At 73.2% G+C, this 7,182-nt stretch carries 8 protein-coding genes; 5 read left to right on the plus strand and 3 right to left on the minus strand.

The window, feature by feature from the left end:
- From GA0115233_RS39210 to GA0115233_RS39220, 3 genes are all read left to right on the plus strand, one after another.
- The coding region (locus GA0115233_RS39210) for an MFS transporter (protein WP_093725484.1) at positions 1-793 on the plus strand (793 nt) is incomplete at its 5' end.
- A gap of 84 nt (positions 794-877) precedes the next feature.
- Positions 878-2,551: a tetratricopeptide repeat protein gene (locus GA0115233_RS39215; RefSeq protein ID WP_093725486.1), complete on the plus strand. Its 1,674-nt coding sequence runs from the start codon at positions 878-880 to the stop codon at positions 2,549-2,551.
- Positions 2,552-2,575: 24 nt separating this feature from the next.
- Entirely contained in the window at positions 2,576-3,436 is an 861-nt protein-coding gene (locus GA0115233_RS39220; protein ID WP_093725488.1) for a fructosamine kinase family protein, read from the plus strand.
- 13 nt (positions 3,437-3,449) lie between these two features.
- Here GA0115233_RS39220 and GA0115233_RS39225 read toward each other — a convergent pair whose 3' ends face one another.
- Complete coding sequence (locus GA0115233_RS39225; RefSeq protein ID WP_093725490.1) at positions 3,450-3,908, minus strand: MarR family winged helix-turn-helix transcriptional regulator; 459 nt, start codon at positions 3,906-3,908, stop codon at positions 3,450-3,452.
- Between the two features lie 179 nt (positions 3,909-4,087).
- Here GA0115233_RS39225 and GA0115233_RS39230 point away from each other — a divergent pair, with 179 nt between their 5' ends.
- On the plus strand, positions 4,088-4,447 hold the full coding sequence (locus GA0115233_RS39230; protein WP_093725492.1) for a hypothetical protein: 360 nt from the start codon (positions 4,088-4,090) through the stop codon (positions 4,445-4,447).
- A 56-nt stretch (positions 4,448-4,503) separates the two neighbouring features.
- Here the strand turns inward: GA0115233_RS39230 and GA0115233_RS39235 are convergent, their stop codons facing one another.
- Complete coding sequence (locus tag GA0115233_RS39235; RefSeq protein WP_093725498.1) at positions 4,504-5,526, minus strand: saccharopine dehydrogenase family protein; 1,023 nt, start codon at positions 5,524-5,526, stop codon at positions 4,504-4,506.
- A gap of 101 nt (positions 5,527-5,627) precedes the next feature.
- Here GA0115233_RS39235 and GA0115233_RS39240 point away from each other — a divergent pair, with 101 nt between their 5' ends.
- Positions 5,628-6,575, plus strand: coding sequence for a helix-turn-helix domain-containing protein (locus GA0115233_RS39240; RefSeq protein ID WP_093725494.1), 948 nt, complete (start codon positions 5,628-5,630; stop codon positions 6,573-6,575).
- Here GA0115233_RS39240 and GA0115233_RS39245 read toward each other — a convergent pair.
- Positions 6,572-6,994: a SecDF P1 head subdomain-containing protein gene (locus GA0115233_RS39245; protein ID WP_093725496.1), complete on the minus strand. Its 423-nt coding sequence runs from the start codon at positions 6,992-6,994 to the stop codon at positions 6,572-6,574. The two genes, GA0115233_RS39240 and GA0115233_RS39245, sit on opposite strands and share 4 nt — an antisense overlap.
- Positions 6,995-7,182: the final 188 nt, after the last annotated feature.

Genomic DNA, 7,182 nt, shown 5'->3' on the forward strand with positions numbered 1-7,182 from the left:
CGGCGCCGCCGTCGCGCTGGTGGCCACCGGACTGTCCGCCGGGATCCTGCTCAGCCGGCTCGTCGGCGGCGCCCTCACCGACCTGGTCGGCTGGCGCGCGATGCTGCTCGTCTGCGCCGGGGTCGCCCTGCTGTGCTCCGGTACGGCGGCGGCTCTCCTGCCTCGCGAGCGGCCTGGCGCCCGTGACTCCTACCGCGGCGCCCTCGCCGCGCTGCCCCGGCTCCCGGTGCGTGTGGCCCGGCTGCGGCGCGCGGTCGTCACCGGCGGCCTGTGGTACCTCGCCTTCACCCTGCTCTGGGTCGGCCTCGCGCTGTACCTCGCCCGGCCGCCGCACTCCCTGGACTCCACCGCGATCGGACTGTTCGGCCTGGCCGGGGTGCTCGGGTTCGCCGTACTGCCGTGCACCGGGCGTCTGGTGGACCGCCACGGTCCGCGCACGGTGATGACCGCCGCCGTGACGGTCGCGGCGTGCGGGGTGCTGGTGATCGCCCTGGCGCCGGGCAGCGTGGTGGGCATCGCCGTCGGGCTCGCGGTGTTCGACGCGGGCTGCTTCGTGGCCCAGGCCGCCAACCAGAGCCTGGTGATCGGCATCGACCCCGCCAACTCCGGCAGCCTCAGCGGCGCCTACATGGTGCTCTACTTCGCCGTCGGCGCCCTCGGCACCGCCCTCGCCGGGCCCCTCGTCGACGGCATCGGCATGCGCGGAACCACCCTCGTCGCCCTGGCCTCGCTCATCGCGGCCGCACTCCTCGCCCGAGTTCCCGAACGGGCTCCCCTGCCCTCGTACGAGTGAGACAAAATGGTGAGAGCCGGGGCAGACCAGGTAGCCCCGGAAGAATGACGATCTCCGAGTCGGTGGCACCCTCAGGAGACCACAGTGGAGTACTTCGACCTAGGCCCGCACGGCCGCACCGTCACCACCACGTCCCCGGACGCGCAGCGCTGGTTCGACCGGGGACTGACCTGGACGTACGCCTTCCATCACGAGGAGGCCGTCGAATGCTTCCAGAAGGCCGTGGCAGCCGACCCCGACTGCGCCATGGCCCACTGGGGCATCGCCTACGCCCTCGGACCGAACTACAACAAACCCTGGGAGTTCTTCGACGAGAAGGATCTGCAGACCACCGTCGAGCGCACCCATGAGGCCGTGGAGGCCGCCCACGCCAAGGCCGCCGGCTGCACCCCGGTGGAACAGGCCCTGATCGGCGCCCTGCGCGCCCGCTACCCGCAGGCCGAGGCGGTCGAGGACTGCTCGGTGTGGAACGCCCCCTACGCCGACGCCATGCGCGCCGCCTACGAACTCGCCCCGGACGACCCGGACATCGCGACCCTGTACGCCGACGCGCTGATGAACCTCACCCCCTGGCAGCTGTGGGACCTGCGCACCGGGCAGCCCGCCGAGGGCGCCCGCACCGTCGAGGCCCGGGACGTGCTCGAACGCGTCGTGGACTCGCCCGCCGGGCGGCGGCACCCGGGCGTGCTGCACATGTACATCCACCTGATGGAGATGTCCCCGACGCCCGAGGCGGCCCTGAACGCCGCGGACCGGCTGCGCGACCTCGTGCCCGCCGCCGGGCACCTGCAGCACATGCCCTCGCACCTGGAGGTGCTGTGCGGCGACTACCGGCGCGTCGTCTCCGACAACACCGCCGCCATCCGCGCCGACGAGGAGATCCTCAGGCGGTCCGGCCCGATGAACTTCTACACGCTGTACCGGGCGCACAACTACCACTTCCGGATCTACGGCGCCATGTTCCTCGGCCAGTCCCAGGTCGCCCTGGAGACCGCCGACCAGCTGGAGGCCGCCATCCCGGAGGACCTGCTGCGGGTCGAGAGCCCGCCCATGGCGGACTGGCTGGAGGCCTTCGTCGCCATGCGGGTGCACGTCCTGATCCGCTTCGGCAAGTGGACGGACATCCTCGAACTGCCCCTGCCGGCCGACCCGGACCTGTACCGCATGACCACCGCGATGCTCCACTACGCCCGCGGCGTCGCCCTCTCCGCCCTCGGCCGCGTTCCCGAGGCGGAGGCCGAGCAGCGGCTGTTCCAGGAGGCCCGCGCCAGGGTCCCCGAGAGCCGCATGCTGTTCAACAACACCTGCGCCGACATCCTCGCCATCGCCGACGCGATGCTGGAGGGCGAACTGGAGTACCGCAAGGGCAACTACGACGCGGCGTTCGCCGGCCTGGAACGCTCCATCGACCTCGACGACAACCTCCCCTACGACGAACCCTGGGGCTGGATGCAGCCCACCCGGCACGCCTACGGCGCCCTGCTGCTGGAACAGGGCCGGGTCGCCGAGGCCGAGGCCGTCTACCGGGCCGACCTCGGCCTGGACAGCACCCTGCCGCGGCCCTGCCAGCACCCCGGCAACGTGTGGGCGCTGCACGGACTCCACGAGTGCCTTGTGCGCCAGGGCAAGGACAGCGAGGCGGGGATCATCGCCCAACAGCTGCGCACCGCCGCCGCGTTGGCGGACGTGCCGATCGAGTCGTCCTGCTTCTGCCGCCTCGACACCTCCTCGGGGAAGGAAGGGGACTGCTGCCACTGAGGCGCGTGTGCCTACGCTGCCGACATGAGGGAATCAGCTCAGTCAGCGGCGGCCCGGCTGACCGGCAGGGCGGTGTCCGATGCGCGTCGGCTGTCCGGCGCGCTCGCCGAAGTCACCCTCGACGACGGCACGGTGGTGATGGTCAAGCGCGGCGACGGCGGCCCCGGGGCGACCCGGGCCGAGGCGGCGGGGCTGCGCTGGCTGGGCGCGGCGGGCACGGTCCGGGTGCCCGCCGTGCACGGCTGCGACGAGGAGTGGCTGGTCACGGACCGGATCCGGGCCGGTCACCCGAACCCGGAGGCGGCGCACCGGCTCGGCCGTGAACTGGCCGCGCTGCACGCCTGCGGCGCCCCTGCCTTCGGCTCCCCACCACCGGACGGACCGGTGGAGGCGTACATCGGGCTGGCGCCCATGCGGAACGTGGAGGGCGGCGACTGGCCGGGCTGGTACGCGGAGCACCGGGTGCTGCCGTATGTGCGGGCGGCGGTCGACGGCGGCACGCTGGACGCCGCCGAGGCCGTGGTCTTCGAGCGGGTCTGTGCCCGGCTGCCCGAGCTCGCGGGGCCGCCCGAACCCCCGGCCCGGCTGCACGGCGACCTGTGGAACGGCAATGTGCTGTGGGGCGACGACGGGCACGCCTGGCTGATCGACCCGGCCGCGCACGGCGGGCACCGGGAGACCGACCTGGCCATGCTGCATCTCTTCGGCTGCCCGCACCTGGACCGCGTACTGGCCGGGTACCAGGAGGCCGCGCCGCTCGGTGAGGGCTGGCAGTCCCGGATCCCCGTCCACCAGCTCTTCCCGCTGCTGGTCCACGCCGTCCTGTTCGGACGGGGCTACGCGGAACAGGCGCTGGCGGCGGCGCGCTCGACGTCCCGCTGTTGAGGGGCGGGGCGGCTCAGGCGGGGACGCGGAGGGTTTCCACGGCCCGGACCAGCGGGGCCAGTTCGGGGTTCTGCGCCGCCTCGTCGAGGGCCTCGCGCAGGGCGCGCTCGTTGGTGGGGCGGGCCTCTTCGAGGAGCTTCAGGCCGGCCTCGGTGACATCGGTGTAGATGCCGCGGCGGTCGGTGGGGCACAGGTAGCGGGAGAGCAGGCCGCGGTCCTCCAGGCGGGTCACCAGGCGGGTGGTGGCGCTCTGGCTCAGCACCACCGCGTCGGCGACCTGCTTCATCTGGAGGTGGCCGCCCTCACCGTTGTGCTGGCGGCTGAGCACGTCCAGCAGGGAGTACTCCCGCACGCTCAGGTCGTGTCCGGCCTGGAGGGCACGCTCGATGTGGGCCTCGATCCGCCCGTGCAGCAGGGACAGGGCGCACCAGCCCTGGGCGAGCGCGGTGAGCGCGGGATCTGTGGCGGTCATGGGCCGTCTCCTCCGTCCGGTGTGACTGGCACCCAGGATATGCCATCCGTGAAATTGTCGTCGTGCGCAAGTATACCTCCTCTGCAAATATCTGGCGGTGCCCGATGCGCTCCCGCTAGCGTCAAGATCCCGTCCGGCCGACCCCGACGACCGGCACCCCGCACGGATTGCGAACCGCGATGACCAGCCGCCCGCCCGCGACCACGACCCTCTGGCGTCCCACCGGCCCCAAGGAGCTGGACCTGGTCCGCGAGCTGGAGTGGCGTGCCTGGCCGCCCCGGCTGCCGGAGCAGCCGATCTTCTACCCCGTCCTCAACGAGGACTACGCGGTACGCATCGCCCGCGACTGGAACGTCAAGCACAACGGCGCCGGCTTCGTGACCCGCTTCGAGGTCGAGTCGGACTTCCTGCGCCGCTACCCCGTCCAGCGGGCGGGCGGCGAGACGATCCTGGAGCTGTGGGTGTCCGCGGAGGAGCTCGACGAGTTCAACGCGCACATCGTCGGCACCATCGAGGTCGTGCAAGAGTTCCACCCTTAGGACGTGTCCCGCCCGAGGCCCGGCTCACCGGTCCACAACCTCCCGAGACAGAACAGCTAGGGCAGTTCGACGGTGAGGTGCGCCGACAGCGTGGTCAGGAAGTCGGCCGCGTCGAAGGCCGCGCCCGCGGACGCGACACCCTTCGCCTTCGTGCGTCCGGTGAGGAGGCGGTCCACCGCCTCCACGGCGAGGGGCGCGCTGACCGCGTAGATGTCACGGCCCCGGGCCACCGCCCGGCGCTCCCGTCCGGCCGAGCGGACGACGGCCTCGACGAGGAACGTCTGTTCGGACCGGCCCCGCTCGTCGGCCGCCGCCGGGGCCGGGGTCTCCGCGGACGACAGTTCCTGGGCGGCCTCGGCCGCCATGTACGTACGCACCTCGGGCACCGTCAGATGGCTCGGCACGGTGACCACGTCAGCCATGGTGAACTCCGCGACCACCGGCCGGGACCCCAGCGGCTCGGGGAAGGGCCACTGCACGACCGGCAGCGCGTCGTCGTGGTACTCCAGCCGCCCCCCGGTGAAGCGGACCCGGCGGCCCCCGCGCCGGTCCCGGGAGACCTCGCCCGCGAGCCGCGTCCCCGGCGTGGGGTGCCAGCCGCTCAGTCCGTAGGCGACGTGCACCTCGTCGGCGCTCGTCCAGTCGTCCATCGCGGCCGTGACCAGCAGGTCGCCGAGCCCGCCGTAGAACGCCATCGCGGGCACGACCGGTACGCCCGCCGCCCGGGCCCGTCCGTCGAAGTCGGTGAACGTGTCGGCGTTCGCCTCGATCTCCGCCGCCACGTCCACGTACGGGATCCCGGCGCGCAGCGCGGCCTCGATCACCGGCCCCGCGGTCGTCGCGAACGGCCCCGCCGTGTTGATCACGGCCGCCGCACCGGCCAGCGCGCGGTCCAGCGACGCCGGGTCCGTGACGGACGCCGTACGCGTCTCCAGGCCCGGCGCGGCCGACGCCCGCAGTTTGTCGGCGTCCCGCCCGGACAGTACCGGCACGTACCCCCGGTCCAGCAGCTCCGCCACCACGAACCGCCCGGTGTGCCCGTACGCCCCGAACACCACGACCCGCTGACCCTGCTCCATGACCACTCCCCGCTCTCGAACGACCTTGTGAGACCAATCCTGGCCGGGAAGATCACACAAGCGTGAGTGTCTGGAACGACACTGCCCGTACAATTACGGACATGGACTCCGTGGCGTTCGCTCTCACCGACGGCATGCTCCACTTCGAACTGGCCATCGCCCAGGAGGTGTTCGGTTCCGCGCCCGACGCGGTCCCCGGGCCCTGGTACGACATGAGCGTGTGCGGGGCAGGCCCGGTGCGGGTCGGCCGCTTCCTGGTGGAGCCCGATCACGGGCTGGACCGGCTCGCGCGGGCCGGCACGGTGATCGTGCCCGGCTGGGCGGACATCGACGTGCCCCCGCCCGCCGACCTGGTCGACGCGGTGCGCGCCGCGCACGAGGCGGGCGGACGGGTGGCCTCCCTGTGTACCGGCGCGTTCGTGCTGGCCGCGGCGGGCCTGCTGGACGGCCTGCGCGCCACCACGCACTGGGCCCACACCGACGCCCTGGCCGAGCGCCACCCGCGGGTGACGGTCGACCCGGACGTGCTCTACGTCGACAACGGCACCGTGCTCACCTCGGCGGGCAAGGCCGCCGCCCTCGACCTGTGCCTGCACCTGGTCCGCCGGGACCGCGGCTCCGCCGTCGCCAACGCGGTCGCCCGCCGTCTGGTGGTGCCGCCGCACCGGGCGGGCGGCCAGGCCCAGTTCGTCACCACCCCGGTGCCCGCCCGCGACGACCACCCTCTCGCCGCGCTGCTGCCCTGGGTGATGGAGCGCCTCGACCAGCCGCTCACCGTCGAGGACCTGGCCCGCCGGGCCCGCACCAGCTCCCGCACGCTGACCCGCCACTTCCGCGCCGCCACCGGCACCACCCCGCTCCAGTGGCTGCTCACCCAACGCATCCGCCGCGCGCAGGAGTTGCTGGAATCGACCGACGCCGGCATCGACGCCATCGCGACGGTGACCGGCATGGGCACGGCCACGACCCTGCGGCGCCACTTCCACCGCGCGCTGGGTGTCCCGCCGGACACCTACCGCCGCACCTTCCGCGCCGCGCACCCCGCCTAGGGTGCCCCCAACTCCTTGGCCAGGGCCTCGACTTCGTCCCTGGTGAAGTCGCCGCTGAGGTCCACCACGCCGCCGGTGACGGGGGCGGCGACGGACGGGGCACTGATGAGACGGTCGCCCAGGACGATGGCGATCTGGTTCTGCGGTGACTGGCGTCGCGCCGCCCGCTCGGTGAGGGACACGAACCGCTTGGCGCCGGCGTCCCGGAAGGTCATCCGGATCACCCAGGCGGGGACGTTCGCGTCATACGTGGCTTCCACCTGCTTGAGCTGGGTGACGCTCATCCGGTCCTCGGCACGGGTGGAGATCCGGTAGCAGGTCCTGGGGTCGGCCGCCTGGAACGTGGGCGGCGCCAACGCGTCCGTGCAGGTGCCCTCCTGACTCTCCTCCACCAGCGCCAGCCGCAGGTCCTGCCGCACCGGATCGGGGGGTGCCGGAGCCGTCTCCGTCGCCCTGGAGGGCCCAGACGACACCGCCGCCCGCGAGGAGGACGACCAGGCTCAGCGCGGCCCAACGAGCCGTGCGCGGGCTTCTCGCGACCGCGCCCGGCAGGACCCCGGGTGGGGGCGCCGCGCCGCGGGGTGCGCTCGGTGACCGCGTCCGGGTC

Origin of the sequence: Streptomyces sp. DI166, assembly GCF_900091315.1 — a bacterium.
GTDB classification, from domain to species: Bacteria; Actinomycetota; Actinomycetes; order Streptomycetales; family Streptomycetaceae; genus Streptomyces; species Streptomyces fuscus.